At 67.3% G+C, this 25,464-nt stretch carries 18 protein-coding genes and 2 tRNA genes; 14 read left to right on the forward strand and 6 right to left on the reverse strand.

Annotated elements, in window-relative coordinates:
• Window positions 1–2: 2 nt before the first annotated feature.
• Genes yidD through rpmH form a run of 3 tightly spaced genes read right to left on the reverse strand, consistent with a single transcriptional unit; the run spans window position 3 to window position 850 of the window.
• Complete coding sequence (yidD, locus tag RS83_RS05610) at window positions 3–353, reverse strand: membrane protein insertion efficiency factor YidD (RefSeq protein WP_045278550.1); 351 nt, start codon at window positions 351–353, stop codon at window positions 3–5.
• A complete protein-coding gene (gene rnpA / locus RS83_RS05615; protein WP_082071542.1) occupies window positions 350–706 on the reverse strand; it encodes a ribonuclease P protein component in 357 nt (118 codons plus the stop codon). Before rnpA ends, yidD begins: the two co-directional genes overlap by 4 nt.
• A 6-nt stretch (window positions 707–712) precedes the next feature.
• On the reverse strand, window positions 713–850 hold the full coding sequence (gene rpmH, locus RS83_RS05620; RefSeq protein WP_045278552.1) for a 50S ribosomal protein L34: 138 nt from the start codon (window positions 848–850) through the stop codon (window positions 713–715).
• 441 nt (window positions 851–1,291) lie between these two features.
• Between rpmH and dnaA the strand changes: the two genes are divergently transcribed.
• From dnaA to RS83_RS05680, 12 genes are all read left to right on the forward strand, one after another.
• Entirely contained in the window at window positions 1,292–2,581 is a 1,290-nt protein-coding gene (gene dnaA, locus RS83_RS05625; RefSeq protein ID WP_419760971.1) for a chromosomal replication initiator protein DnaA, read from the forward strand.
• A 493-nt stretch (window positions 2,582–3,074) separates the two neighbouring features.
• The gene (gene dnaN / locus RS83_RS05630; RefSeq protein ID WP_045278554.1) at window positions 3,075–4,217 is read left to right on the forward strand and encodes a DNA polymerase III subunit beta; all 1,143 of its coding nucleotides are present in this window, start codon (window positions 3,075–3,077) and stop codon (window positions 4,215–4,217) included.
• Between the two features lie 58 nt (window positions 4,218–4,275).
• The gene (gene recF, locus RS83_RS05635) at window positions 4,276–5,577 is read left to right on the forward strand and encodes a DNA replication/repair protein RecF (RefSeq protein WP_045278555.1); all 1,302 of its coding nucleotides are present in this window, start codon (window positions 4,276–4,278) and stop codon (window positions 5,575–5,577) included.
• On the forward strand, window positions 5,570–6,082 hold the full coding sequence (locus RS83_RS05640; RefSeq protein WP_045278556.1) for a DUF721 domain-containing protein: 513 nt from the start codon (window positions 5,570–5,572) through the stop codon (window positions 6,080–6,082). The genes recF and RS83_RS05640 overlap by 8 nt, the downstream gene beginning before the upstream one ends.
• Window positions 6,083–6,200: 118 nt before the next feature.
• Complete coding sequence (gene gyrB, locus RS83_RS05645) at window positions 6,201–8,312, forward strand: DNA topoisomerase (ATP-hydrolyzing) subunit B (protein WP_197072069.1); 2,112 nt, start codon at window positions 6,201–6,203, stop codon at window positions 8,310–8,312.
• An 88-nt stretch (window positions 8,313–8,400) separates the two neighbouring features.
• Window positions 8,401–10,965, forward strand: a complete 2,565-nt coding sequence (gene gyrA / locus RS83_RS05650; protein ID WP_045278557.1) for a DNA gyrase subunit A — start codon at window positions 8,401–8,403, stop codon at window positions 10,963–10,965.
• Entirely contained in the window at window positions 10,962–11,366 is a 405-nt protein-coding gene (locus RS83_RS05655; protein ID WP_045278558.1) for a DUF3566 domain-containing protein, read from the forward strand. The genes gyrA and RS83_RS05655 overlap by 4 nt, the downstream gene beginning before the upstream one ends.
• Window positions 11,367–11,531: 165 nt before the next feature.
• Complete coding sequence (locus RS83_RS05660) at window positions 11,532–12,821, forward strand: sensor histidine kinase (protein WP_045278559.1); 1,290 nt, start codon at window positions 11,532–11,534, stop codon at window positions 12,819–12,821.
• Window positions 12,809–13,498 carry a LuxR C-terminal-related transcriptional regulator gene (locus RS83_RS05665; RefSeq protein WP_045278560.1) on the forward strand — a complete coding sequence of 230 codons (690 nt, stop codon included), beginning with the start codon at window positions 12,809–12,811 and terminating at the stop codon, window positions 13,496–13,498. The genes RS83_RS05660 and RS83_RS05665 overlap by 13 nt, the downstream gene beginning before the upstream one ends.
• Window positions 13,495–14,430: a DUF4097 family beta strand repeat-containing protein gene (locus tag RS83_RS05670; RefSeq protein WP_045278561.1), complete on the forward strand. Its 936-nt coding sequence runs from the start codon at window positions 13,495–13,497 to the stop codon at window positions 14,428–14,430. Before RS83_RS05665 ends, RS83_RS05670 begins: the two co-directional genes overlap by 4 nt.
• An 85-nt stretch (window positions 14,431–14,515) precedes the next feature.
• A tRNA-Ile gene (locus RS83_RS05675) sits at window positions 14,516–14,589 on the forward strand.
• 26 nt (window positions 14,590–14,615) lie between these two features.
• Window positions 14,616–14,688 (forward strand) — tRNA-Ala (locus tag RS83_RS05680).
• Window positions 14,689–14,796: 108 nt separating this feature from the next.
• Here RS83_RS05680 and RS83_RS05685 read toward each other — a convergent pair.
• Both RS83_RS05685 and RS83_RS05690 read right to left on the reverse strand, forming a co-directional pair.
• Window positions 14,797–15,192 (reverse strand): VOC family protein, encoded by a 396-nt coding sequence (locus RS83_RS05685; RefSeq protein WP_045278562.1) that lies wholly within the window; start codon window positions 15,190–15,192, stop codon window positions 14,797–14,799.
• A gap of 55 nt (window positions 15,193–15,247) precedes the next feature.
• Complete coding sequence (locus RS83_RS05690) at window positions 15,248–16,075, reverse strand: helix-turn-helix transcriptional regulator (protein WP_045278563.1); 828 nt, start codon at window positions 16,073–16,075, stop codon at window positions 15,248–15,250.
• Between the two features lie 77 nt (window positions 16,076–16,152).
• On the opposite strand from RS83_RS05690, the gene ilvD reads away from it, so the two are divergent.
• Window positions 16,153–18,057: a dihydroxy-acid dehydratase gene (gene ilvD / locus RS83_RS05695; protein WP_045278564.1), complete on the forward strand. Its 1,905-nt coding sequence runs from the start codon at window positions 16,153–16,155 to the stop codon at window positions 18,055–18,057.
• Window positions 18,058–18,147: 90 nt separating this feature from the next.
• On the opposite strand, the gene RS83_RS05700 is transcribed toward ilvD, so the two are convergent.
• Window positions 18,148–19,158, reverse strand: a complete 1,011-nt coding sequence (locus RS83_RS05700) for a LacI family DNA-binding transcriptional regulator (protein ID WP_045278565.1) — start codon at window positions 19,156–19,158, stop codon at window positions 18,148–18,150.
• Between the two features lie 188 nt (window positions 19,159–19,346).
• On the opposite strand from RS83_RS05700, the gene RS83_RS18225 reads away from it, so the two are divergent.
• A complete protein-coding gene (locus tag RS83_RS18225) occupies window positions 19,347–25,370 on the forward strand; it encodes a GH92 family glycosyl hydrolase (protein WP_052678892.1) in 6,024 nt (2,007 codons plus the stop codon).
• Window positions 25,371–25,464 lie beyond the last annotated feature (94 nt).

A 25,464-nucleotide genomic window follows, 5' to 3' on the forward strand; every position in this document is an offset into this window, starting at 1 on the left:
GTTCAGTCCTTTCGGGAAGGGACGACGAAACCGGATGCAGTCAGGTCGTGATGGAAGTGCTTGTGCGGCTGTACGTCGTCGACGCCACCGCGAGTCCAGGGGTTGCAGCGCAGGATGCGCCAGACCGAGAGAGCAGTCCCTCGCACAGCGCCGTGCTGCTGCACCGCACCTACAGCGTAAGCCGAACAAGAGGGATAGTAGGCACACACATCCCCGTACATCGGCGAGATCACCTTGCGGTATCCGGTGAGGAATCCGAGCACGAGGTTCCGAGGCACGAGCGGGATGCTCCGCCAGACGTCGGCGCCGCGCAACTGTGCCGTGCCGATGGAGGAGGCGGGCAGGGCAGTCATGCCGACACCTCGAGCGGAGTTCTCGTCAGACGGCCGAGGCACCGGTTCACATCGGCGCTCAACTCGGCGTAGGTCGCGGTGGCGGATGCAGGAAGGGCACGGATGACGACATCCGTGCCCTCGGGAACGCGTGGCAGCGCCTCCGCGCAGACGGCTTTCAGTCGCCGACGAACGGTGTTGCGCACGACGGCGTTCCCGACCTGCTTGCTGATGATGAATCCGAACCGTACGGCTCTGCTCTCACCCGTCGACCACATCGAGGTGACGACGCGCGCCCCGCCACAACGCGATCCGCGTCGAACGACCAGACGATAGTCGCTCCCGCGGGTCAGTCGATACGGGCGGGCGAGCACAGCGGCTTACGCGGAGAGCTCGGTGCGGCCCTTCGCACGGCGGGCTGCGAGGATGCCGCGGCCGGCACGCGTGCGCATGCGAGCACGGAAGCCGTGCTTCTTGGCACGACGACGGTTGTTGGGCTGGAAGGTGCGCTTAGTCATGGAATCACTCCGAGAATGCTGCCACCGGATTCACTCTGACCGGAGACATGGGGAACTGCCAAAAAAATGGCATAAGTCAACCAAGTAAGGGTACGTCCTGGCGGCGCACAGAGCAAATCTGTGCGCCGTGACGCGGCCTCCGGTGAGTACCGCACAGCCATTATCCACAACCTGGGCGCAGCAGCCTCGCACAACACGCGCGCGTGTTTTCAAGGCCAGGTTGCTGATCGTGGCCGTGGTGACTACCGTGGCAACCGAAGTTATCCACAGGTCACCGGAGTACGAACGGGGCCTCACCGAACCCCCGCGCGGAGCGTCATGTCATCACCAGCCCAGCCCGACGTTCCGATCTGGACCACGGTGCAGGAGCTGCTGGTCGACGACGACCGCGTGACTCCCCAGCTGCAGGGCTTCCTCAGCCTCGCGGTACCGGCGGGCGTGATGGCGGCGACGCTGTATCTCGACGTGCCGAACGACCTCACTGCAGCGCAGATCAACAAGCGTCTGCGCCTGCCGATCATGGAGGCGCTCTCGCACATCGGCGACGAGGTCACCTCCTTCCGCGTCGTGGTGAACCACGAGCTCGCCGAGCAGCCGACCGCCCCGATCTCGATCGGCGACTTCGGCAGGCAGGACGGCGACTTCGCGCGTCAGGAGCATCAGCGGGTCGAGTCGCCCATGGAGCAGCCGACGCAGATGCGCCACGAGTCGCGCCTCAATCCGAAGTACACCTTCGACAACTTCGTGATCGGTCAGTCGAACCGCTTCGCGCACGCCGCGGCGGTCGCGGTGGCCGAGGCGCCGGCGAAGGCATACAACCCGCTCTTCATCTACGGCGACTCCGGGCTCGGCAAGACCCACCTCCTGCACGCGATCGGCGACTACGCGCAGTCCCTCTATCCAGGGGTCAAGGTGCGGTACGTCTCGAGCGAGGAGTTCACGAACGACTTCATCAACTCGATCGCGAACAACCGCGGCGCCGCATTCCAGGCTCGCTACCGCGAGGTCGACATCCTCCTGATCGACGACATCCAGTTCCTGCAGGGACGCGCCGAGACCCAGGAAGCCTTCTTCCACACCTTCAACACGCTCCACGACCACAACAAGCAGGTGGTCATCACCAGCGATGTCGCACCGAAGCACCTGACCGGCTTCGAGGATCGGATGCGCAGCCGCTTCGAGTGGGGCCTCATCACCGACGTGCAGGCGCCCGACCTCGAGACGCGTATCGCGATCCTCCGGAAGAAGGCGCAGAGCGAGGCCCTGCACATCCCCGACGAGGTGCTCGAGTACATCGCGACCGTCGTGTCGTCGAACATCCGCGAGCTCGAGGGTGCGCTGATCCGCGTCTCCGCCTTCGCGAGCCTGAACCGCTCGGCTCTCGACATCTCACTCGCCCAGACGGTGCTCCGCGACATCGTCGACACGGCGGAGGACAACATCATCTCGCCGACCGACATCATCACGGCGACCGCGCAGTACTTCAAGCTCACGGTCGACGACCTGTACGGATCGAGCCGCTCGCAGCAGATCGCCACGTCTCGACAGATCGCGATGTATCTGTGCCGAGAGCGGACGAGCCTCTCGCTCCCGAAGATCGGGCAGCTGTTCGGCAACCGCGACCACACGACAGTGATGTACGCGTACAAGAAGATCAGCGAGCTCATGAAGGAGCGTCGCTCGATCTACAACCAGGTCACCGAGATCACCACGCAGCTGGGTCGTCGCTGACACGCGATCCGCGCGGCCACGAAGGGGGCATGGCGTCCGAAAGGGATGCCATGCCCCCTTCACCGTCTCGACACGCCCTCGATCGAATCCGATAGATGCCTCTATGCACATGTGGATAACTTGTGGATGAAGTGCGCTCGGGTCGGGACGAATGTGTGGGAAATCCAGAAACCTGTGGATAACTCCGGGGAAGTCCACTTCGCCTCGGATGCCGTCCAGCCCCGTATTCCTCAGGGTTTCCACAACTGACAACCGTGTAGTTCCCTACTCGCGTCTGCTTTCCACCGACTTATCCACAGTTTCAACAGTTGTTAACACCGTTAAGGAGTTAACCCTGAGAGAGCTCGATCCGATCACCAGACGGTGGATGGATCCGGATCCGAATCCCAAAAGCCCTGAGCGTAGGGATCAGCAGGACTGTGGGGCTAGCATGGGAAGCCCTGCACCGGGGAAGACGACGATCACGTCTCAGAATGACGACAAGGGAGCACCAGTGAGGTTTCAGGTCAACCGCGATGTCTTCAGCGAGGCTGTCTCGTTCGTCGTCAAGCTGCTGCCGCAGCGCAACCCGCAGCCGATTCTCGCCGGAGTCCTGATCGAGGCCGACGGATCCGGGCTCACACTCTCGGCATTCGACTATGAAGCCTCGGCCCGCACGACGATCGAAGCCACCGTCGACACCCCCGGCACGATCCTGGTGCACGGTCGTCTGCTCTCCGACATCGCGAACCGCCTGCCGAACGCTCCGATCGAGATCGCCGTCGAGGAAGACGGCGGCATCACGGTGACCTGCGGCTCCGCTCGCTTCACGCTCGCGGCCATGCCGGTCGAGGAATACCCGTCGATCCCAGAGGTGTCCGGTTCATCGGGCGTCGTCCCGGCCGACGACTTCGCCACCGCGATCGCGCAGGTCGGCTTCGCCGCCTCACGCGACGATGTGACCCCGGTGCTCACCGGTGTGCAGCTGGAGGTCTCCGGTCAGAGCCTGAGCCTGGTCGCGACCGACCGATACCGTGTGTCGCTGCGTGATGTCCCCTGGGACGGCGAGGCAGTCGAACAGTCGGCGCTCGTCCCGGCTCGCACCCTGCTCGAGGTCGGAAAGACGTTCGGTCACGCCGGCACGATCCAGATCGCGTTCTCCGGCGCAGGCGACCGCGAGATCATCGCGTTCACCTCGGGCAACAAGACCGTGACGTCGCTGCTCATCAAGGGCAATTTCCCGCCGGTCCGCCGTCTCTTCCCCGAGCAGACCGACCACTACGCGGTCGTCAACACCGCTGACCTCGTCGAGGCCGTTCGCCGTGTGGCACTCGTGCTCGACCGTGCTGCTCCGCTCCGGTTCACCTTCTCGCATGACGGCGTCACCATGGATGCCTCCGGCAGCGAGCACGCCCGTGCATCCGAGTCGGTCGACGCGATCCTCAACGGCGGCGAAGAGGTCACGCTCGGTCTGAACCCGCAGTACCTGATCGAGGCCCTCGGCGCGGTCAAGAGCGAGTTCGTCCGCGTGACCTTCACCTCGAGCGACAACGCGAACAAGCTCAGCCCGGTCCTGATCACGAGCCAGACCTCGGTCGACCAGGCAGGCCTCGACTCGTTCAAATACCTGCTGCAGCCCAACCTGCTCCTGCGCTGAGCTCGCGAGTCCGCATCGGGCTCGGCTGCATGTCGGATCCCGAAGGTAGTGTGAATCCGTGATCGTGGAACACCTGAGTCTGGTTGATTTCCGCAATTACGCGACCGCCGATCTGGCTCTCCACCGGGGTCCGAATGTGCTCGTCGGCCGCAACGGGCAGGGCAAGACCAACCTCGCAGAGGCAGTGGTCTTCCTGGCCACGCTGGGTTCGCACCGGGTGTCATCCGATGCTCCGATGGTGCGCGACGGCCAGGAGTACGCGATCATCCGCGCACGGCTGGCGCACGGCGAGCGTCGAGTGCTCGTCGAGGTCCAGCTCAACAAGCAAGGGTCGAACAAGGCACGCATCAACGGTTCGCCGTCGAAGGCGAACGAACTCCCCCGCTATGCGCACGTCGTGCTCTTCGCCCCTGAGGACCTGCAGATCGTCCGCGGCGACCCCTCAGCTCGTCGTCGCTTTGTCGACCAGCTGCTGATCCAGCGCACGCCGCGGATGTCGTCGGTGCTCGCCGACTACGACCGGGTGCTCAAACAGCGCAACGCGCTGCTGAAGTCGGCTCGGGCGAGAGGCATCAAGGGCGAGGGGCTCAGCACGCTGGATGTCTGGGACGACAAGCTCGTCGCCCTCGGATCCGAGATCATCGCCGCCCGACAGCGACTCGCGGCCGACCTGCAGCGGCCGGTCGCCGATGCGTATGCGTCGATCGCCGGCGAGGATCACAGCCCGCAGCTCGACTGGGCGCTCTCGGTCCGCGGTGCGGATCCGGAAGACGGCGTGGATGCTCCTGCCGAGACCTCGGGCGACATCGCCGAGATGTTCCATGCCGCGCTGCGTGAGAAGCGATCGAACGAACTCGAACGCGGACTCACCCTGACCGGACCGCATCGCGACGACCTGATCCTGCGGGTGCGCTCGTTGCCGGTGAAGGGTTATGCCTCGCATGGTGAGTCCTGGTCGATCGCGCTCGCGCTCCGGTTGGCGTCGGCCGAACTGCTGCGCAGCGAGTCGCCCGCCGGCGATCCGGTGCTCATCCTCGACGACGTCTTCGCCGAGCTCGACGCCGACCGCCGGCAGCGCCTTGCCGCGTTGACCGCCGGCTACGAGCAGGTGGTGGTCACGGCGGCGGTGGAGGAGGATATTCCTGCGGTGCTGCACGCCCACGTGGTGCGGATCACCGCCGGCACCATCAGCGATGAGCGGGACCCTTCGACAGGCTCAGGGACCCAGGTTGGGGCCGGATCAGAGGTCCAGGGCGGAAGTGGATCTGAGACGCCGGGGGCGGTGGATTCGGAGCCCGACGGAGCGACAGTGTCGGAGGTCCAGGGCACAGTGGAGCAGGAGGAGGCGACGCATGACTGACATCTCGGCGAACATCGCCGCCGCGGCATCCGATGCTCCGGAGACCGTCGCGACCTACCTGCGCCTGCGCGGTCTCAACCCCAGTTCGAAGAACTGGAAGCGCAAGCGTCGCGTGGCCGTCGATGACGACAACGCGCCGTTCACCCCCGGTCGTGACCCCGGCGCCCTCGGTGCTGTGCTCGACAAACTCACCCGCGACGCCGGCTGGCAGGTGCCGCTGGCGCGGGAAGACCTCGTCCGTCAGTGGGCCGATCTCGCCGGCGCCGACACCGCCAAGCATTCCGAGCCGGTCTCGCTCGAGCGCGGACTGCTCACCGTGAAGTGCGACTCCACTGCCTGGGCGAAGAACCTCCAGTACATGCGTGCGACCATCATCACCGAGATCGGGCGACGGTATCCGGATGCCGGAGTCGAGAACCTCCGCTTCATCGGACCGGACGTTCCCTCCTGGAAATGGGGTCCCAGAGTCGTCCCAGGGCGGGGTCCGCGCGATACCTACGGGTAGGGCACCATCGAGGGGGTTCCGACGGCTGAGAGGGCCACACACGGCCGTTCAGCGGGATTTCGCATCGAAACCCCGCTAGAATGGGAGTTCGTGATATCGATGTGGAGAATGCCCTCTGATGACGCCTGAATCCCCTGCTGACGAGACGGAATCGACCAACGGGAGCACCCCCGACCCTTCGACCGGCTCGGAGGCCGAGACTCCCGCTGAAGAGGTCCGTTCCACCTCGATCTCGCCCAAGGTGAAGCAGCCCGGTGAATACGGTGCCGACTCGATCCAGATCCTCGAAGGACTGGAAGCCGTTCGCAAGCGCCCCGGTATGTACATCGGCTCGACGGGCCCCCGTGGCCTGCACCACCTGGTCTACGAGATCGTCGACAACTCGGTCGACGAGGCACTCGCCGGCTACGCCGACACCATCACCGTGACCCTCCTCGCCGATGGCGGCGTGCAGGTCATCGACAACGGCCGCGGCATCCCGGTCGACCCGCACTCCTCTGACCCGTCGAAGTCGACCGTCGAGGTCGTGCTCACGATCCTCCACGCCGGTGGGAAGTTCGGTGGCGGCGCCTACGCCGTCTCGGGCGGTCTGCACGGTGTCGGCTCGTCCGTCGTGAACGCGCTGTCCACCCGCTTCGACGTCGCAGTCAAGCAGAAGGGCTTCGTCTGGCGGCACAGCTTCGCCGAGGGCGGCGTTCCCCAGCAGCAGCTCATCAAGGGTGAAGCGACCGACGAGACCGGTACGAGCATCACGTTCTGGCCGGACGCCTCGATCTTCACCGAGACGATCGACTTCGACTACGACACGCTGCGCACCCGCTTCCAGCAGATGGCCTTCCTGAACAAGGGCCTGCGCATCGAACTCCTCGACGAGCGTGAGGCATCCTCCTACGAGATCGAGGAGGACGGCGCCACGACGACCAAGCAGCCGGGTGACGTGTTCTTCTACGAGCGCGGACTCGTCGACTACGTCGAGTATTTGAACAAGGTGCGTCACGCCGAGGTCGTCAACGACGAGATCATCGCCTTCGAGTCCGAGGACACCGCTCGCAAGATCTCGCTCGAGGTCGCGATGCAGTGGACCACCTCGTACACCGAGAACGTCTTCACCTACGCGAACACGATCAACACGCACGAGGGTGGCACGCACGAGGAGGGCTTCCGCGCCGCACTGACGACGCTGGTCAACAAGTACGCGCGTGCGAACAACATCCTCAAGGAGAAGGACGACAACCTCTCCGGCGACGATGTGCGAGAGGGATTGACCGCGGTCATCTCGATCAAGCTCGGCGAGCCGCAGTTCGAGGGCCAGACGAAGACCAAGCTCGGCAACACCGAGGCGAAGGCATTCGTGCAGAAGGTCGTCGGCGATCAGCTCGGCGACTGGTTCGACCGCAACCCGGCGCAGGCGAAGAACATCATCCGCAAGGCGTTGGATGCCGCGACCGCTCGTCTCGCTGCGCGCAAGGCCCGCGAGACCGCACGCCGCAAGAGCGTGTTCGAGTCGGCGGCGATGCCCGACAAGCTCAAGGACTGCACCAGCAAGGATCCGTCGATCAGCGAGATCTTCCTCGTCGAGGGTGACTCGGCAGGTGGCTCGGCCGTGCAGGGTCGCGACCCGCACACGCAGGCGATCCTCGCGCTCCGCGGCAAGATCCTGAACGTCGAGCGCGCGCGTCTCGACAAGGCGCTCGGCAACCGCGAGGTCCAGGCGATGATCCAGGCCTTCGGCACCGGCATCGGCGAGGACTTCGACATCGAGAAGGCCCGCTATCACAAGATCGTGCTGATGGCGGATGCCGATGTCGACGGCCAGCACATCACGACGCTGCTGCTCACGCTGCTGTTCCGCTACATGCGCGGACTCATCGAGGCGGGCTTCGTCTACCTCGCGATGCCGCCGCTCTACCGTCTGAAGTGGTCGAACTCGGCGCACGAGTATGTGTTCAGCGACGCCGAGCGCGACGCCCTGCTCAAGCACGGCCTCGATAACGGCAAGCGCATCCCGAAGGACGCCGGCATCCAGCGCTACAAGGGTCTCGGCGAGATGAACCCGAAGGAGCTGTGGGAGACCACGATGGATCACGCGACGCGGACGTTGCAGCAGATCACGATCGAGGATGCCGCCGCGGCCGACGAGATCTTCAGTGTGCTGATGGGCGAGGACGTCGAATCCCGCCGCAGCTTCATCCAGCGGAACGCCAAGGACGTGCGCTTCCTGGACATCTAGCCAGCCTCGGTTCCCTGCGCTCGTCGAAGGGAACCCGGATGCTTCGACAAGCGCAGCGACCCAGAACTGAACGACCGGAATCGAACACATGACTGACGAAGAACGCCCCGAGCCGGCACACGAACACGGCAAGATCGACCAGGTCGACCTGCAGTCCGAGATGCAGCGCAGCTATCTCGACTACGCGATGGCCGTGATCGTCGGCCGTGCCCTCCCCGACGTCCGCGACGGACTGAAGCCGGTGCACCGCCGTGTGATCTACGGCATGTACGACGGCGGGTTCCGCCCCGACAAGTCCTTCTCGAAGTGCGCCCGTGTGGTCGGCGAGGTCATGGGTCAGTACCACCCGCACGGCGACTCGGCGATCTACGACGCCCTGGTTCGTCTCGTGCAGCCGTGGTCCTTGCGGTATCCGCTCGCGCTCGGTCAGGGAAACTTCGGCTCGCCAGGCAACATGGGCGCGGCCGCTCCTCGGTACACCGAGACGAAGATGGCTCCGCTCGCGCTCGAGATGGTGCGCGACATCGAAGAGGAGACCGTCGACTTCACCGACAACTACGACGGTCAGACGCAGGAGCCGACGGTGCTCCCGGCGCGCTTCCCGAACCTGCTCGTCAACGGTTCTGTCGGCATCGCGGTCGGCATGGCCACGAACATCCCGCCGCACAACCTGCGCGAGGTGTCGGATGCCGCACTCTGGGCGCTCGACAACCCAGACGTCACCCGCGAGGAGCTCCTCGAAGGTCTGATGCAGCGCGTCCCCGGTCCTGACTTCCCGACCGGCGCGCAGATCCTCGGCACGAAGGGCATCCACGAGGCGTACCGCACCGGTCGTGGCTCGATCACGATGCGCGCCGTCGTCAACGTCGAGGAGATCCAAGGCCGTACGTGCCTCGTGATCACGGAGCTCCCGTACCAGGTCAACCCCGACAACGTCGCGGTGAAGATCGGCGATCTGGTCCGCGACGGCAAGATCGGCGGCATCGCCGACATCCGTGATGAGTCCTCCGACCGCACCGGGCAGCGTCTCGTCGTCGTGCTGAAGCGCGACGCGGTCGCCAAGGTCGTGCTGAACAACCTGTACAAGCACACCCAGCTGCAGGAGAACTTCGGCGCGAACATGCTCGCGATCGTCGACGGCGTGCCGCGCACGCTCGCGATCGACGGGTTCATCACGAACTGGATCGCGCACCAGATCGACGTGATCGTGCGTCGCACCGAGTTCCGTCTGCGCGAGGCCGAGAAGCGCATGCACATCCTGCGCGGTTACCTCAAGGCGCTCGACGCGCTCGACGAGGTCATCGCGCTGATCCGTCGTTCGCAGACCACACAGGAGGCGAACGAGGGACTGCAGGGTCTCCTCGAGATCGACGAGATCCAGGCGGATGCGATCCTGCAGATGCAGCTCCGCCGCCTCGCCGCCCTCGAGCGTCAGAAGATCATCGAGCAGGCTGCCGAGCTCGAAGCGCTGATCACGGACTACAAGGCGATCCTCGCCGACGAGGGCCGTCAGCGCACGATCATCCGCGAGGAGCTCACGGCGATCGTCGACCGCTTCGGCGACGAGCGCCGCACGCACATCCTGCACGGCTTCGACGGCGACGTCTCGATGGAAGACCTCATCGCCGAAGAGGAGATGGTCGTCACCGTCACGCGCGAGGGCTACATCAAGCGCACACGCAGCGACAACTACCGCTCGCAGCACCGCGGCGGCAAGGGCATCAAGGGCGCGCAGCTGCGGGCGGATGACATCGTCGAGCACTTCTTCGTGACGACGACGCACCACTGGCTGCTGTTCTTCACCGACAAGGGTCGCGTCTACCGCGCGAAGACCTACGAGGTGCCGGAGGCCGGCCGCGACGCGAAGGGCACGCACGTCGCGAACCTGCTCGCGCTGCAGCCCGATGAGAGCATCGCCCAGGTGCTCGACATCCGTGACTACAAGGTCGCGGACTATCTGGTGCTCGCGACGCGCGAGGGTCTGGTCAAGAAGACCCGCCTCGACGTGTACGACACGAACCGCCAGGGCGGCGTCATCGCGATCCGCCTGAACGACGAGGACGAGCTGGTCAGTGCACTGCTCGTCGACGCGACGGACGACATCCTCCTGATCAGCCGCCGCGGCATGTCGGTGCGGTTCGAGGCGACCGATGAGGCGCTTCGTCCCATGGGCCGTGCGACCGCCGGTGTGCGGGGCATGAAGTTCAAGATCGACACGGACTGCCTGCTCTCGGCATCCGTCGCCGCCCCCGGGAAGTTCGTGTTCGTGGTCACCGACGGAGGGTACGCGAAGCGCACCGCCGTCGAGGAGTACCGCGTGCAGGGACGCGGTGGAACAGGCATCAAGGTCGCCAAACTCAACGACGATCGGGGCACGCTCGCGGGCGGTCTGATCGTGTCTGAGGACGACGAGGTCCTTGTGGTTCTGTCCAGCGGCAAGGTGGTACGCTCTGCCGTGGCCGAGGTGCCCGCCAAGGGTCGCGACACCATGGGAGTGGTGTTCGCACGGACGACGGAAGCCGACCGGATCCTCGCCATCGCCCGCAATGGCGAGCGGGGCCTCACCGAGGAAGACGATTCGGCCGAGGTGGAGACGGCACCCGAAGCCGCCGCCTCCGAGACGACAGAGAACCCTGAGGAAGCAGACGCATGAGCACGGTAGCCGACAAGCTGGCGAAGAAGTCCACGCGCAAGACCGGGGGCAAGCAGGTCCGCCTGCGCCTCGTGTACGTCGACTTCTGGTCGGCCGTGAAGCTCTCGTTCCTCGGCGCTGTCGCGCTCGCAGTGGTCACGATGGTCTCGTTCTTCCTGATCTTCCTCGTGCTGCAGGCGACGAACATCATGACGACGGCCGATGAATTCGTGCGGAGCTTCTCCGACGGTGCGATCTCGCTGTCCGAGGTCGTCGGCCTGCCGCAGGTCATGGCCTTCGCGGCGGTCGTCGCGATCCTGAACCTGATCGTGTTCACGGTGCTCGGTGCCGTCATCGCCGGTATCTACAACCTCGCCGTGAAGGTGACGGGCGGTCTGCTCGTCGGCTTCATGTCGAACTGACGCCGACCGGCTCACGAGCCGATCTCCGAAGGGGCGGATGCTGCGGCATCCGCCCCTTCGTCGTTCCCGAACCCCTGAGGACCCCATCGGGAGTAGGGAAAACCCGAACCAGGGTGTCCGGGTTCCTCGGTGTCGGCGGGATGAGCCCAGCCGTACCTTTGAAGCATGACGACACAGACTGCCACGCCACCACGGGCGACGGCCGCGAAGCCACCGTTGCGCATCTTCCTCACGATCCTGCAGCTCGCCGGCGTCGGGATCATCGGCGGCATCATCTTCACGACCCTCTCCGGCATGCTCGGCACAGGCCTCGGACTCCTCTTCGTCGCTGGTGTCGGGGCGATCCTGCTCGTCGGCCTCGTGTACGCGCTGTTCGGCGTCGGTTGGTTCGAGGTCACCCGCGTCAGCACCCTCTACCGGGAGCCGATCGCCCCGCTGCGCTGGCGGCCACGCGATCGCCCCGGTTTCCTCGGCTGGCTCCGCTCGCTCGGACGCCAGGCGATCGACGGTCGCATGTGGCGCGCACTCGCGAACTTCGCGATCGCTGCGATCCTCGGCGTCATCGTGCTGCGACTCGCCTGGACCCTGGTGTGGTCGATCGCGATCTCGTTCGCCCCGCTCACCCCAGCCGGTTCCGTGATGGGACCCTTCGGCGGCGGTGGCATCCCTGTCGCCTGGGCGCCGCTCGTCGGGATCCTCGGCGTCGCGGCATCCGTCGCCGGCATGATCGGCCTCGCGCTGCTCCACCGGGTGCTGGCACTTGCGATCGTGGTCCGCAGTCGTGAGGCCGAGCTGACCGAGCGGGTGCGCACGACCACCGCGCAGCGGGAGGGTGCGGTGCGTGCAGCCGACGTGGAGCGCACCCGGATCGAGCGCGACCTGCATGACGGCGTCCAGCCACGGCTGGTCTCGGTCGGGATGACGCTGGGGCTCGCACAGCAGAAGATCGACACCGATCCGGATGCCGCGAAGGAACTCATCGCGGAGGCGCACACCTCGACCAAGGCGGCGATCACCGAGCTGCGACAGCTCGCTCGGGGCATCCATGCGTCCGTCCTGGATGACCGTGGACTCGACGCGGCGCTGTCGGCGCTCGCCGGCCGGTCGCACATCCCCGTGCACCTGGACGTCCGGATGGACCCGTCGACCGGCCAAGGGACTCAGCGACCGAGTCGCGAGGCGGAGGCAGCCGTGTACTTCTCGATCGCCGAGTCGCTGACCAACGCGGCCAAGCACTCCAGGGCCAGCGAAGCCCGCGTCAGCGTGCGGATCCGTGAGGGCAACACCCTCTGGGCTCGCGTGGAGGACAACGGCATGGGTGGTGCGCAGGTGCAGCCGGGCGGCGGACTCGATGGCATCGCGAACCGCATCCTCGCCGCCGGCGGCACCTTCCGCCTCGACAGCCCCCAGGGCGGTCCGACCAGCCTGGAGGTGAACGTGCCATGCGCATCCTGATCTGCGAGGACTCCGTCCTGCTGCGCGAAGGACTCGTGCGTCTCCTCGAGGACGCCGGACACACCGTGGTCGCGGCGCTCCCCGACACGAACGGCCTCGCCGAGTCCGTCGCCGACACCGACCCTGAGCTCTGCATCCTGGATGTGCGGCTTCCTCCGACGTTCACCGACGAGGGGATCCGCGCCGCACTCGGCCTGCGCTCGCTGCATCCGGCACTCGCGATTCTCGTGCTCTCGCAGTACGTGGAGGAACGATATGCATCCGACCTCATCGCAGCGCAGGGAGGACCCCTCGGCTACCTGCTCAAGGATCGGGTCGCTGACGTGGCCGAGTTCCTCGCCTCGGTGCAGCGCATCGCGGAGGGGGCGACGGTGCTCGACCCCGAGGTCGTCGCCCAGCTGCTCACACGTCGCAACCGGGACGATCGGATGCTCCGCCTCACCGAACGCGAACGCACGGTGCTCGCACTGATCGCCGAGGGCAAGTCGAATCAGGCGATCGCCGGGCTCCTCTTCCTCTCCGAGGCGAGCGTCGAGAAGCACATCACCGCGATCTTCCAGAAGCTGGGCTTCGAGCAGGGCGAGTCGGGCAACCGCCGCGTGCTCGCCGCCCTCGCCCACATCGAGAACACGGGCGGCGCGACGCCGCCCGCAGGTCAGACAGGAGTGGCACGATGACCACCGAGAACGACGACGTCCAGGGCGGGCACACCCCGCTCACTCCCCCGCCCCTCGCGGAGCCCCAGCAGCCGACACCGGCCCAGCAGGCGGATGCTCCCCGGCGTACCTCGGGTGCCACCGCGATCATGGTCGTCACGGCCGTTGTCGGCGGAATCGCCCTGCTGGGATCCGGCGGAGCGGCTGCCGCTGCCGCGACCGGCTCACTGTTCGCGCCGACCGTCGACCGCGTCTTCGGCGCAGACCACGGCGACTCGCTGCGGAGCGTCGACGTCGCAGGGATCGACGGCATCGACGTCGACGTGGACGCGGGCAACATGCGTATCGAATTCGGCGATGTCGACGAGGCGCAGCTCTCGGTCACGAACGGGCGAGGCGCCGACTGGACGTTCGAGCTCGACGGCGGCACGCTGCAGGTGCACAGCCCGGACTTCCGGTTCGGCTGGTGGTTCGGGAGCTGGTTCGGCGATGACGAGTCTGCCGTGCTGACGCTGCCGGAGAGCCTGCGCGACTCCGCGCTCGACGCCGACCTGACGTTGGATGCCGGCAGCCTCGATGTGGTCGGTGACTTCGGTGCCCTCGACGTCGACGTCAATGCCGGTGCGCTCGACGTGCAGGGCGCAGCGGAGCGGCTGGGCGTCGAGATGAGCGCAGGCCGAGCCGACGTGCTGCTCGACGGCGTGACCGAGGCCGACCTCGGCGTCTCGGCCGGCAACCTGACCGCGGAGCTGACGGGCGCCGCCCCCACGCGGACCAGCATCGATGTGAGCGCCGGTTCGGTCGACCTGACCGTCCCGAACGTCGCGTACACGATCGAACAGGACATCAGCGCAGGTTCGCTCGATGCGAAGGTCGAGCAGTCCGAAGGAGCCCGACGGACGATCGAGGTGACGCTCGCTGCAGGGAGCGTCACGGTGCGCCCTGGCCGCTGAACCACGTCGAGCGCGGCGACCCGCCCGGGGTGCCGCGCTCGATTGGGTAATTCCGGAATTCTCCGGTAAAGTCTTGGAGGTTGACGGGGCCATAGCTCAGGTGGTTAGAGCGCTTCACTGATAATGAAGAGGTCCCAGGTTCAAGTCCTGGTGGCCCCACACTTCAACTCAAAAATATCCCTCACGGGGCCTTAGCTCAGTTGGTAGAGCGCCTGCTTTGCAAGCAGGATGTCAGGAGTTCGAATCTCCTAGGCTCCACACTGTGTTGAGACAGTTCAGAACGGCCCCGCTTCGGCGGGGCCGTTCTGTTTCCCCGTCATCCACAGGTGTTAACAACCCTGTTAACAACTCACTGTCGGCCGCGGGTCAGCGCGCGGCGAGCACGGAGAGCACGTTGCCGGCCGGGTCCGTGAACCACGCGATGTCGGGCCCCCGACCCGGCGCCCCGTGCGCGATGCCCTTCTCGTCGGTGCCGGAGTCAGGGTCCGTGTAGATCTTGGTCACGACGCCGCGCGCGTTGAGTTCATCGACCGCGGCCTCGACGTCGTCAACCGGGAAGTTCAGGATCGTGAAGCTCGCAGGCTCGTGGTTCGGCTTGGGGTAGACGAGGATCGACCCGCCCTGGGGCAGTGCGATGTCGAGGAAGCCCATGGCGTTGGTCGTGACATCCATGCCGAGGGTGTCGCCGTAGAAGGAGCGGGCTGCCTCGATCGAGTCGACGCTGAACCCGCTGAACGCGTGCGTGGTCTGGAATGCGGTCATGCCTTCAGGATGCGCTCATCATCGCCGAGTGTCCAGGGGTAGACCGAGCGACCGGTCAGCGATCCCTGGCACCGAAGCGCGTGCGCGTCTCGCCGACCGGCGTGTAGACGACGAGCTGGATGTCGGTCTGATCCGACGGACGAAGCTGGTGGTGCTCGAAGACGAGGCGTCCGAGCTCAGGATGCTGGAACACTCGCTCGCGAGATGTGAACCCGCGGATGTCGTGGCTCTCCCACCGCTCGCGGAAGTCGGGGCTCGCATCGATCAGGCGTTCCACGAGATCGCGGTACCTCGGGTCGCCGAGGCGAGGGCCGACCTCGGCACGGAACTCGGCGAGGAAGCGGCGGCTCGTCACATCCCAGTCGTCGAGCAGTGAGCGCACCGACGGGTCGGTGAAGATCAGCCACAGCAGGTTCCGCTGTTCCGGCGCGGTCTGCGCCACGTTCGGGTACAGCTTCTCGTAGGCCCGGTTCCAGCCGGCGACACCCCAATCGGGGGCGAGGGCGTAGGCGGGGTGATCCTCGAGCGCATCGAGGAAGCGCTGCACGTGCGCCGGCGCCGTCTCCACGGCCGCGACCGAGCCGGGCCGTGCAGGGGCGAAGCCCGCGAGCGTCAGCAGGTAGTCGTGCTCGGCGAGCGTGAGATGCAGCGCGGTGGCCACGGCATCCAACACCTGTCGAGAGGGGTTGATGTCGCGACCCTGTTCCAGCCAGGTGTACCAGGTGACGCTGACGCCAGAGAGGTACGAGATCTCTTCGCGGCGCAGTCCCACCGTGCGCCCACGTCCGGCAGGCGGCAGGCCGAAGGCAGCGCGGTCGAGGTGCTCGCGCCGTGCCCGCAGGAACGTCCCGAGTTCTCTGCGCTGCTCCTCGTCGCTGGCCATGCGTACAAACCTAGTACTCCCACTACTAGTGCCAGCGCCGTCTTCCCAGGCCGGCGAACCGGGGGCAGGGTGGAAGAATGCCCACCCCTCTTCGCTCCCGTACCGTCACGCACGGCCGCAACGCCGCCGGAGCCCGTGCCCTCTTCCGTGCCGCCGGCGTCAACGCAGCCGACTTCGGCAAGCCGATGATCGCCGTCGCGAACAGCTTCACCGAGTTCGTCCCCGGCCACACGCACCTCCAGCCCGTCGGACGCATCGTCTCCGACGCGATCTCGGCCGCCGGCGGCATCCCCCGCGAGTTCAACACGATCGCGGTCGACGACGGCATCGCGATGGGGCACGGCGGGATGCTGTACTCGCTGCCTTCGCGCGACCTGATCGCCGACTCGGTCGAATACATGGTCAACGCGCACCAGGCCGACGCGCTCGTCTGCATCTCGAACTGCGACAAGATCACGCCGGGCATGCTGATGGCCGCGCTGCGCCTGAACATCCCGACGGTCTTCGTCTCCGGTGGCCCGATGGAGGCAGGGCGGGCGACGCTCGTCGACGGCTCCGTGCGCACGCTCGACCTGGTCGACGCGATCTCCGAGGCGGCGAACGACACGGTGTCGGACGCCGACATGAAGCGCATCGAGGAGAACGCCTGCCCGACCTGCGGCTCGTGCTCCGGCATGTTCACCGCGAACTCGATGAACTGCCTCGTCGAGGCACTCGGCCTCGCACTGCCAGGCAACGGCTCGGTGCTCGCGACCCACACCGCCCGCCGCGCGCTGTACGAGCGCGCCGGCGAGGTCGCGGTCGAGATCACCCGCCGCTTCTACGACGAGGACGACACCTCGGTGCTTCCCCGCGAGGTCGCGAGCTTCGCGGCGTTCGAGAACGCGATGGCCCTCGACATCGCCATGGGCGGTTCGACGAACACGATCCTGCACCTGCTCGCCGCGGCACACGAAGCCGGCATCAGCTTCGGCCTCGACGAGATCGACGCCGTCTCTCGCCGGGTGCCCTGCCTCGCGAAGATCGCACCGAACCCGGCATACGGCCGCATGTACTACATGGAGGACGTGCACCGCGCCGGCGGCATCCCCGCCGTGCTCGGCGAGCTGCGCCGCGGAAACCTGCTCGATGAGAACGTCTCGACCATCCACTCCACGTCGTTCGCGAGCTGGCTGGATGACTGGGACATCCGCGGGGGCAAGGCGACGGCGGAGGCGAAGGACCTCTGGTACGCGGCTCCCGGCGGCGTGCGTTCCTCGAGCGCGTTCTCGCAGTCGGAGCGCTGGGCGGCACTCGACACGGATGCCGCGACCGGATGCATCCGCGATGTCGAGCACGCGTACTCGGTCGACGGCGGATTGGCCGTGCTCCGGGGCAACCTCGCGGTCGACGGCGCGGTCGTGAAGACCGCAGGGGTCGACCCCTCGATCCTGGTGTTCTCCGGGCCAGCGGTGGTCTGCGAGTCGCAGGAGGAGGCCGTGGCGAAGATCCTCGGCAAGAAGGTGCTGCCCGGTGACGTCGTGGTGATCCGCTACGAGGGCCCGAAGGGCGGGCCTGGCATGCAGGAGATGCTGCACCCGACCTCGTTCCTCAAGGGGCGTGGCCTCGGCAAGGTGTGCGCGCTGATCACCGACGGACGGTTCTCGGGTGGGACGTCAGGTCTCTCGATCGGCCACGTCTCGCCCGAGGCGGCCGGCGGCGGCGTGATCGCCCTGGTCGAGGACGGCGACATCATCGACATCGACATCCCCTCGCGCTCCATGGTGCTGCGAGTCGACGACGCGGAGCTCGAGGAACGTCGTGCGCGGCTGCTCGAATCCGGCGGGTATCGGCCGAAGGACCGGGTGCGTCCGGTATCGCTCGCGCTGCGTGCATACGCCGCCATGGCCACCTCCGCCGACCGCGGGGCTGTGCGCGATGTCGAGGCCGTCGAACGCGCGCTGCGCGAGCAGGAGCAGCGGCAGGCCGCCGCGCTCGTGTGACCAGGGCGCCGCGAGGGGTCAGAACACGCCGCGAGTGCGCGCGCCCGCACGGCATGTTGTGACCTCTCACGCGCCGGCGATGCGCGAGCGTCAGCCGGCCGTCGACCGCCGCGCGATAAGCCGCATCGGGATCACGACGCTCTCGTACGGGCGGGTCCGGTCGCCGAGCCGGGCGACGGCGAGGCGCGCTGCCTGGCGCCCGAGTGCCTCGACGTCTCCGGTGACGACGCTGATGCCGAGCACCTGTGCCCACTCGGGCTCGTCGAAGCCGATCACGGCGGGGGCGGATGCCGCGTCGTCGGCGATCTCCTCCATGACGCCGAGCAGGATGCGGTTGTTCCCCGCCACGATCGCGGTGGGCGGGTCGTCGAGGGCGAGCAGCTCGCGCATGCACGCGCGGGAGGACGCGACGTCGTGGGCGTCGGTGCGCAGCAGCTCGCGCCAGTCGCCGTCGTGCTCGTCGAGCACGTCGCCCATGCCTGCCAGGCGCGCTCGGTAGGTGGGCAACCAGGCGTAATCGCCGATGAACGCGATGCGGTGATGGCCCGCGTCGATCAGGTGCTGGGCGGCGAGGCGCCCGCCCTCGCGGTTGTCGAAGACGACGGAGTCGGCATCGAGCTGCTCGGCTGGGCGGTCGACGAAGACGACGGGGATGCCGCGGGCCTGCAGCTGCGCATAGCCGCTGTGATCGGTCATGGCCGAGACCGTGATCACGGCGGTGGTCTGCCGGTCGGCGAGGTCGCTCGCGACGCGCTGCTCCTGCTCGCCCGATTCCCGCGAGTTCGCCACCGAGAGGTGCATGCCGCGGGGGCGGATCTCGTCTTCGACCGCCTGCGCGAGCGCCGAGTAGAACGGGTTCGTGAAGTCGCCGGTGATGAGGCCGATCGAGTCGGCGAGGCGTCCGCTGGCCAGCAGGCTCGCCGCGGCGTTGCGCTGGTAGTCGAGCTCGGCGGCTGCTGCCAGCACGCTCGCGAGTGTGCGCTCGCTCACGTACGACTCACCGCCGAGGGCGCGGGATGCGGTCTTCAGACTCACGCCGGCGCGCGCGGCGACCTGTGCGAGCGTGGGGCGCGGTGTCGCGCCATCATCCGGTCGATGCATGCGTCCCCTTGGTGACCGTCGGAGTGGATAGCTCATTATGTCTGCTCGACCAATGGCTGGAGCGCCTTCCGCACTCGGCGGACTCTGTGATAGCGTCCTCAGCATATGACAGCGATGTCATAGCGTCGCGCGGTGCCGATTCCCGCGAGTGACGAACGACACACTGCAGTGGAGTTTGAGGAGCAAGCATGAGGGTCCCCAGCCCGACGAACGCACGACCCGCCCGACGAGCATGGGCGGCAGCCGGCATCGCCGCGACCGTCGGCCTCGCGATGCTGACACCCGTGTCGGCGACCGCCGCTCCGGCGACGAGATTCGGCTCGTCCTTCGAGGCAGCGGATGCCGCACCCGTCCTCGCCGGCACGGGCGAAGCAGTCAACGTCACGGGGAGCCAGTTCTCCCCCGGCAGCGTGCTGCCCGGCGTGACGGCAGTGACGGCATCCGCCCAGAACACCCCGAACGAGGCCGCCGCCTTCATCGCCGACGGCAACGCCTCGTCGAAGTGGCTGGCGTTCACGAACACGGCATGGGTGCAGTACCAGCTCGCCCAGCCGCAGCCCATGGTGCGCTACACGCTCACCTCCGGCAACGACGAGCCCGACCGCGACCCCACGAACTTCCGGGTGCAGGGCTCGAACAACGGCACCGACTGGGTGACGGTCGACGAGCGCAGCGGCGAACTGTTCACCGGCCGCGGCGAGACCCGCACCTTCACCCTCGCGACGCCCAGCGCCGAATACGCGTCCTACCGGCTCGACGTGCTCGCGACCAGGAACCCGAGCAAGAACATCGTGCAGCTGGCCGGCTGGGAGCCGATCGCGGTCGACGGAGCCACGCCCGAGCCCGCTGATCTGAAGCTGCAGATCGGCAACGGTCCCACCAGCTCCGACACCGCCAAGACCGGCGTCGGTTTCACCGGCACCAAGGCGCTGCAGTACACCGGCCGCCACCTGGACGCCGGTCCCGCGTCATCGACCACCGTGCTCTACGACGGCGTCGACATCGAGGTCGAGGGCGACAGCGAGCTCTCCTACCTCGTCTTCCCGAACCTCGACGGTGAGCAGACCTATGCCGCGACCTTCGTCGCGGTCGACCTGACCTTCGACGACGGCACGACCCTCGCCGCGAGCGGCGCCGTCGACTCCTACGGTTACGGCGCGAACGCGCGCCAGCAGGGCCAGGCGAACGTGCTGTGGCCGAACCAGTGGAACAAGGTGACGGTCGACCTCGGCCAGTTCGCTGGACGCACGGTCGACGACATCCTCTTCACCTACGATCACCCCGGTGTCGAGGTGAAGGGCGTCGAGGTGCCCACCGGCGCGACCGCGTTCAGCGGCTGGCTCGACGACGTCGAGATCGGCGCGGCAGAGGCGCTCGACACCTCCGACGGACTCGTCTCCTATGTCGACACCCGTCGCGGCACGAACTCCACCGGCGGATTCTCGCGGGGCAACAACCTGCCGGCGACCGCGTGGCCGAACGGCTTCAACTTCATCACCCCGATGACGAACGCCGACAACGTGGGCACGATCTACCAGTACCAGCGCGCGAACACGGCGCAGAACCTGCCGGCGCTGAACGGCATCGGATTCTCGCACCAGCCGAGCATCTGGATGGGAGACCGCAACCAGATCGCGGTGCTGCCTGCCGCGAACGCCAACCCGACGTCGTCGCTGAACGACCGCAAGCTCACGTTCCACCATGAGAACGAGACCGCGCGCCCCGACATCTACGGTGTCGAGTTCGACAACGGCATCGACACCGAGGTCACCGCGACCGATCACGGCGCGATCTACCGCTTCGAGTTCACCGGTGACGCGAGCTCCGTGCTCATCGACCAGCTCGTGAACTCCTCGAAGCTGACCATCTCCGGCGACACCGTCTCCGGCTGGGTCGACGGCGGATCCGGATGGCCGGGACGCACCCGCATGTTCGTCTACGGCACGTTCGACCGCGAGCCCACGGCATCCGGTGCGACGACGCGCGGTGACCGCAACGGTACTGCCCGGTACGCGGCGTTCGACACCACGAGCGATCGCACGGTCGAGCTGCGCCTGTCGTCGTCGTTCATCTCACAGGAGCAGGCGGAGAAGAACCACGCCTTCGAGCTCGATGGCGTCTCGTTCGACCAGGCGCACGCCGCCGTCCGCGACGCGTGGAACGACCGCCTCGGCGTCGTGCACGATGTGCAGGGCGCGAGCGACACCCAGCTGGTGACGCTCTACTCGAGCCTCTACCGCCTGAACCTGTATCCGAACTCGCAGTTCGAGAACACCGGCACCGAGTCGGCCCCCGTGTACAAGTACGCGAGCCCGGTCTCGGCCACGAGCGGCTCGGCGAGCGACACCCAGACCAACGCCAAGATCGTCGACGGCAAGATCTACGTCAACAACGGCTTCTGGGACACGTATCGCACCGCATGGCCGCTGTATTCGATGCTCTACCCCGAGGTGACGGAGGAGCTCGTCGACGGATTCGTGCAGCAGGCGCGTGACGGCGGATGGATCGCACGCTGGTCCTCCCCCGGCTACGCCGACCTGATGACCGGCACGAGCTCCGACGTCGCGTTCGCCGAGGCGTATCTCGCAGGGTCGCTCAGCACCGAGACCGCACTCGAGGCCTACGACGCGGCGGTCAAGAACGCCACCGTGCTGCCGGCATCCAACGCCGTCGGCCGCAAGGGTCTCGGGCAGTCGATCTTCCTCGGATACACCGAGGCCACGACGCACGAGAGCGCATCGTGGGGTCTCGAGGGCTACATCAACGACTTCGGGATCGCGGAGATGGCGAAGGCACTCTCTGAGGACCCGAACACGCCCGCCGAGCGCGTCGCGCAGCTGCAGGAGGAAGCGACCTACTTCGAGGCGCGCGCCGAGCACTACGTCGAGATGTACAACCCCGACGCTGGCACGTTCACCTCGCGCAATGCCGACGGCAGCTGGACCGCGGGCGCCGAGTTCGACAAGAAGGCCTGGGGCGGTGCCTTCACCGAGGCGAGCGCCTGGACCTTCGCGTTCCACGCTCCGCACGACGTCGACGGACTGGCCGCGCTGTACGGCGGACGCCAGGGCCTGGTCGACGAGTTGCACGAGTTCCTCACGGTCCGCGAGAAGGCCGACTACTCCGGCATCCACGAGGCCCGCGAGGCGCGTGACGTGCGACTCGGCATGCTCGGCATGTCGAACCAGATCGCGCACCACATCCCGTACGTGCTCGCCGAGGCCGGTGATCCCTCGGGTGCACAGGCGCTGATCCGCGACATCCAGGACCGCCTGTTCGTCGGCTCCGACATCGGTCAGGGCTACCCGGGCGATGAGGACAACGGCGAGTTCTCGGCCTGGTACGTCTTCTCGGCCCTCGGGTTCTATCCGCTCGAGGTCGGGTCGGGGGACTACACGATCGGTACGCCGCTGTTCGACAGCGCAACGCTCTCGATCGGCGACACGGACCTCGTGATCAACGCACCCGGTGCGTCGGCTGGCAAGGACTACGTCGCCGGCGTCAGCATCAACGGCGAGCCGATCGACCAGACGACGTTCGACGGCGACCTGGTGCGAACGGGTGGCACGCTCGACTTCACGATGAGTGACACGCCCGCAGCCTGGGGCGCGAAGGACCTCGACGAGCAGCTCGAGGTGCCGACCACGCTCGTGGACGCGACCAAGCCCGGCCGCGGCACGCTCACGGCGACCGACGGCACTCCCGTCGGCTCGCTGGTCGACGACAACATGAACTCGAAGGTGACGTTCGCGGGCAAGACTGCCGAGCTGGTGTGGACCTCGCAGTCCGGACCCGTCTCGATCGGGCAGTACACGCTGACGAGCGCGGCGAAGGGCGATGCCCCGTCGAGCTGGAAGCTCGAGGGCTCGATCGACGGCACCACGTGGACCGAGATCGACAGCCGCGATGGCGAGTCGTTCGCCTGGGACACCCAGACCAGGCCGTTCTCGACCGATGGAGCCGACGGATACACGAGCGTGAAGCTCACACTGACGTCGTCGAGCGACACCCTCGCGCTGTCGGAGGTCGAGCTGTTCGCCTCTGCATCCGCCGCGGATGGACTCTCGATCTCGGCCGGAGCCCCGCAGCGGGTGCAGGTCGGCACCGAGTTCGCAGGTCAGCTCGCCACCATCGTCGGGACCGAGACGGATGCCGCCGGCTACACCGTCACTGTCGATTACGGTGACGGCGATCCGGTCACCGACGTGGCGCTGACGCGTGACGATCTGGGCGGCTGGAAAGTGAGCGCACCGCACACCTTCACGGCCCCCGGTACGTACTCGGCCGTCGTCTCAGTGCGCGACTCGGGCGGAGCGGTGGCGCAGGCCACGGCCACCGTCACGGTCTTCCGCGATGAGACCCTGGTCGGCGCGTTCAACAACGTCTGCTTCGGCGACCTCGGGGTGACCGCGGCCAACTGCGACTCGCAGGGGCACGGCTACTTCCGCGACAAGATCAACGCCGACGGCTTCGTGCAGGGCGAGACCCTGACGATCCCCGGCAGCGAGCTGACGTACGACCTGCCGGCGATCCCGGCCGGTCAGCCCGACAACATCACCGGCGAAGGCCAGACCGTGCGCTTCTCGCTTGGCGACGGCGCGACGCAGCTGGCGTTCGTCGGCACCGCGACCGAGAGCAACCGCGACTCGCAGGCCGTGCTGCACTTCACCGACGGCTCGACGCAGACGGTGACGATCAGCCTCGGCGACTGGGTCGGCGCATCGGGCAGCCCGTACAAGGGCAACACCGTGCTCACGATCTCGGAGGGACGACTCTCCGGCACCGGAGCCGAGTCGAGCGTGAAGAACACGGCGATCTACGCCACGGCTCCGATCCTGCTGGACACGGATGCCGATGGCGCACCGAAGATCGTCGAATCGCTCACGATGCCGAAGGAAGCGGGTTCGCTGAACGACGGACGCGTGCACATCTTCGCGATCGCCTCGGACGGCGACCGCGCGGCATCCGCACCTTTGGGCGTCGAGGCAGGCACAGTCGACGACCAGATCGCGGGAGCGGCGTTCGAGGCCACGCTCGCGAAGGTCACGGGCGGTGCCGGAGAGACGTCCGCGATCGTGAACTGGGGTGACGGTTCGCCCGTCACCGCGGTCGAGGTGACCGAGGGGTCCGTCGCGGCGGGACACACCTACGCGACGGCCGGAACCTACACGGTCACGGTCACGGCTGACGACGGCGTGCAGTCGGCGGATGCCACGCTCGAGATCACGGTCGACGAGCCGGTGCCCGCCTACGATCCGCGGATCGCGGCGCCGGAGCAGGCACGTCCCGGTGACATGGTCGAGATCACCGGCACCGGCTTCGCGCCGGGCGAGCGCGTCTCGATCCGCATCGACGACGAGGAGCCGACGGTCGTGACTGCCGATGATGACGGCGCGATCCGCGGCGACATCACGGTGCCGGAGAACGCGGTGGATGGCGATCACCCCGTGGTGGCGCTCGGCGACGTCTCGAACGTCGAGGCGAGGGCGTCGCTCCGGGTCAGTGCCGACACGACGGCACCGAAGAGCACCTCGGTCGCGCTGTCCGCAGGGTCGGATGACCCGGTCGCCGGTGAGACCATCACGCTGAACGCGACGGTGAAGCCCGCGGATGCCGCCGGCACCGTCGAGTTCGTCGAGGGCGAGACCGTGGTCGGCTCGGCCACCGTGACCGCGGGCGGTGCGTCGGCCGAGGTGCTGATCGCCACCTCGGGTGAGCACACCTTCATCGCGCGGTTCGTGCCGTCCGACCCGGAGGCGTACAGCGGCTCCGAGTCCGACCCGCTCACCCTCGACGTGCGGGCGACCCCCGTGCTCGAGGCGGAGCTCGTGCTCGGCGCGGACAGCGTGGTGCAGGGCGGCTCGCTCGAGGTCGCCGGTCGCGGATTCGCGGCGGGCGAGCGGGTGACGCTGACCCTGCACTCCGACCCGATCCGGATCGCCGAGGTCACGGTCGACGGAACCGGAGCCTTCCGGGCAACGGTGACGGTGCCGGCATCCGCTCCGGTCGGTGCACACACGCTGATCGCGGTCGGCGCGGACTCCGGGCTGAGCGCCGATGGTGCCCTCAAGGTGACCGCGGCGGCAGGCACCGGCGGCGACGGTCTGGCCGGAACAGGCGGGGCGGTCCCCTTCGCGCTCATCGCCCTGTTCCTGGCGCTGCTCGCAACCGGTGGCGTGCTCGTCATCCGTCGGCGCCGCGTGGAGTCCTGACCCCCGCAGGCCTCCACCCGAACCGCCCTTCCCCCTCCCGGGGAGGGCGGTTCGTGTTTCCCCACCCCCCACCCGCTGAGGGGTCAAGACCCGC

Source organism: Microbacterium oxydans (genome assembly GCF_000956525.1).
Lineage (GTDB): Bacteria > Actinomycetota > Actinomycetes > Actinomycetales > Microbacteriaceae > Microbacterium > Microbacterium oxydans_A.

What these genes read in the sequence shown, in the direction of transcription:
- RS83_RS05690 (WP_045278563.1), bottom strand. Translation starts at nt 16,075, where the DNA reads ATGGCCAGCGACGAGGAGCAGCGCAGAGAACTCGGGACGTTCCTGCGG.
- RS83_RS05670 (WP_045278561.1), top strand. Translation starts at nt 13,495, where the DNA reads ATGACCACCGAGAACGACGACGTCCAGGGCGGGCACACCCCGCTCACT.
- dnaA (WP_419760971.1), top strand. Translation starts at nt 1,292, where the DNA reads ATGGCGGCGACGCTGTATCTCGACGTGCCGAACGACCTCACTGCAGCG.
- RS83_RS05640 (WP_045278556.1), top strand. Translation starts at nt 5,570, where the DNA reads ATGACTGACATCTCGGCGAACATCGCCGCCGCGGCATCCGATGCTCCG.
- rpmH (WP_045278552.1), bottom strand. Translation starts at nt 850, where the DNA reads ATGACTAAGCGCACCTTCCAGCCCAACAACCGTCGTCGTGCCAAGAAG.
- RS83_RS05660 (WP_045278559.1), top strand. Translation starts at nt 11,532, where the DNA reads ATGACGACACAGACTGCCACGCCACCACGGGCGACGGCCGCGAAGCCA.
- RS83_RS18225 (WP_052678892.1), top strand. Translation starts at nt 19,347, where the DNA reads ATGAGGGTCCCCAGCCCGACGAACGCACGACCCGCCCGACGAGCATGG.
- RS83_RS05655 (WP_045278558.1), top strand. Translation starts at nt 10,962, where the DNA reads ATGAGCACGGTAGCCGACAAGCTGGCGAAGAAGTCCACGCGCAAGACC.
- yidD (WP_045278550.1), bottom strand. Translation starts at nt 353, where the DNA reads ATGACTGCCCTGCCCGCCTCCTCCATCGGCACGGCACAGTTGCGCGGC.
- gyrB (WP_197072069.1), top strand. Translation starts at nt 6,201, where the DNA reads ATGACGCCTGAATCCCCTGCTGACGAGACGGAATCGACCAACGGGAGC.
- ilvD (WP_045278564.1), top strand. Translation starts at nt 16,153, where the DNA reads ATGCCCACCCCTCTTCGCTCCCGTACCGTCACGCACGGCCGCAACGCC.
- RS83_RS05665 (WP_045278560.1), top strand. Translation starts at nt 12,809, where the DNA reads ATGCGCATCCTGATCTGCGAGGACTCCGTCCTGCTGCGCGAAGGACTC.
- gyrA (WP_045278557.1), top strand. Translation starts at nt 8,401, where the DNA reads ATGACTGACGAAGAACGCCCCGAGCCGGCACACGAACACGGCAAGATC.
- RS83_RS05700 (WP_045278565.1), bottom strand. Translation starts at nt 19,158, where the DNA reads ATGCATCGACCGGATGATGGCGCGACACCGCGCCCCACGCTCGCACAG.
- RS83_RS05685 (WP_045278562.1), bottom strand. Translation starts at nt 15,192, where the DNA reads ATGACCGCATTCCAGACCACGCACGCGTTCAGCGGGTTCAGCGTCGAC.